This is a genomic window from Phocaeicola sp. RTP21198st1_B8_RTP21198_201120 (assembly GCF_040929485.1).
GTDB classification, from domain to species: Bacteria; Bacteroidota; Bacteroidia; order Bacteroidales; family Bacteroidaceae; genus Phocaeicola; species Phocaeicola dorei.
Map to the genome: position 1 here is coordinate 1 of NZ_JBCOCI010000209.1, position 968 is coordinate 968.

Here is a 968-nt window from a genome sequence, read left to right on the forward strand (position 1 = left end):
GATGGATGGAACGATGGTACCTATCAAAGAATTGGCAGATATAACGACGATTACGGGACCGTTATTGATATTCCGTGATAATCACGCTCGTTTCTGTGCAGTGAAATTTTCGGTGAGAGGTCGTGATATGGGTACGGCAGTTGCCGAGGCGCAGAAAAAGGTGAATGCTTCCGTACATTTGCCGGCAGGTTATTCACTGAAATGGACGGGCGATTTTGAGAACCAGCAACGTGCAACGAAACGTCTGGCACAGGTTGTCCCTATCAGTATTGCTATTATCTTTATCATCCTGTTTATTCTATTCTCTAATGCGCGGGATGCGGGACTGGTATTGTTGAATGTACCGTTTGCCGCCGTGGGTGGTATTGTGGCTCTTCTGATAACGCAGTTCAACTTCTCCATTTCTGCCGGTATCGGTTTTATTGCCTTGTTTGGTATTTGTATTCAGAACGGGGTGATTATGATTTCCGATATAAAGGCGAATCTAAAACTCGGCTCGCCCTTGGAGAAAGCCACTAAGGAAGGAGTGCGCTCGCGTATCCGCCCTGTGATTATGACAGCGGCAATGGCAGCTATCGGTTTGATGCCCGCTGCCATGAGTCATGGAATTGGTTCGGAATCACAACGTCCGTTGGCGATTGTCATTATCGGCGGATTGATAGGAGCGCCTTTCTTTGCATTGTTTGTCTTTCCTCTTATCGTAGAAATGGTATATGAACGAATGTTATATGATAAAAACGGAAAGTTATTGCAAAGACGTATTTAGTTCATTTCTATTCTGTGGAAAAAACGTTCATAGATTAAATTTGTAGTTTTCAGTAGGTAGAGAGAGAAAGGGATAAAAGAAGGGTGATTAAAAAATCACCCGTACTTTTGTTCCTTTTTCTATTTCTGAAGATATATCCAGCTTTGCATGATAAGCAGAAATGATTTTCAGGGTCAGGCTAAGTCCGATGCCTTGTCCGGCA

General features: G+C 43.6%; 1 protein-coding gene. It reads left to right on the forward strand.

Going from position 1 to position 968, the window contains the following annotated elements:
- A partial coding sequence (locus tag AB5935_RS24570) for an efflux RND transporter permease subunit (RefSeq protein ID WP_368327709.1) occupies positions 1–766 on the forward strand: 766 nt, incomplete at its 5' end.
- Positions 767–968 lie beyond the last annotated feature (202 nt).